Genomic DNA, 1,074 nt, shown 5'->3' with positions numbered 1-1,074 from the left:
CGGCGGGGGTGAGTCCGTGGTGGGCCGAATGGGGTCGGTTGGCGTTGTAGTCGATCCTCCAGTCTTCGATGATGACCCGGGCTTCGCGCAGGGAGTCAAAGCGCCAGGAGTTGAGCAGCTCGTCGCGCAGGCGGCCGTTGAACGATTCGATCCAGGCGTTCTGCCACGGGGAGCCGGGGTCGATGAATAGTGATCCGGTGCCGTTGAATCGGCACCAGTCGTTGACGGCGTGAGCGACGAATTCCGGTCCGTTGTCGAACCGCACGTAGCACGGTGGACCATGTATCAGGGCCAGGCGGTCGAGAACGTCAACCACGCCATCGGCGTTGATGACGCGGTCGACGTGGATCGCCAGGGCTTCGCGGGTGAACTCGTCGATCACGTTGAGCATTTTGATGGTTCGGCCGTCGGCGGTGGTGTCGAATTGGAAGTCCATCGCCCAGATCACGTTCGGCCGGATTGGGCACATCGCCCCAACCGCGGTCCCGATTCCGGTGAGCCGTTTCTTCCTGCGGCGCTGGGGAACTCGCAGCCCCTCCTCGCGCCACAGGCGGCGGATGCGTTTGTTGTTGACCGTGAAGCCCGCTTTGCGCGCGGCGATCGCGGCGCGTCGCCAGCCCCAGCGGGGCCGGTCGGTGGAAAACCCACGTAGCCAGGACCGCAGCTCGGCTTCCTCCGCGGTGATCGGCGCTGGGTGCAGTCGCATCGTGGAGCGGTGGATGCCCACCACAGCACATGCTCGCCGCTCAGATACCCCGAACCGCTCACGCAGCATCGTCACGGCGCTGCGCTTGCGGTTCGGGGTCAGAAGTTTCCCGACGAAACCTCCTTGAGCATGTCGATATCGAGGGCCTGGTTGGCGACCAACTTCTTGAGCCGAGCGTTCTCAGCTTCGAGTTCTTTGAGGCGTTTGACGTCATTGGCCTTCATGCCCCCGTACTGGGCCACCCAGCGATGCCAGGTCGACTCTGTGACCTCCAGATGCCGGCACACCTCAGCCAACTCCTGCCCGGTCCCGAGGAGCTTGTTGCCCTCGGCCAGCTTGCGGATGATCTGATCCGGCGTATGCCGCCG

The 1,074-nt window shown here is 64.3% G+C and carries 1 protein-coding gene; it reads right to left on the bottom strand.

Annotation, left to right across the window (positions count from 1 at the left end):
• A protein-coding gene (locus tag BJF87_RS24630) for an IS3 family transposase (protein ID WP_262339134.1) occupies positions 1–1,074 on the bottom strand; the annotation gives its coding sequence in 2 pieces (ribosomal slippage) (positions 1–819 and positions 819–1,074; 1,075 coding nt annotated over the 2 pieces). This gene is flagged as partial in the annotation.

The organism is Gordonia sp. CNJ-863 (assembly GCF_001942325.1).
In the GTDB taxonomy this organism is placed as follows: Bacteria; Actinomycetota; Actinomycetes; order Mycobacteriales; family Mycobacteriaceae; genus Gordonia; species Gordonia alkanivorans.
Note: the sequence above shows the minus strand (reverse complement) of the source record. Positions and strands in the feature narration are given on the sequence as shown.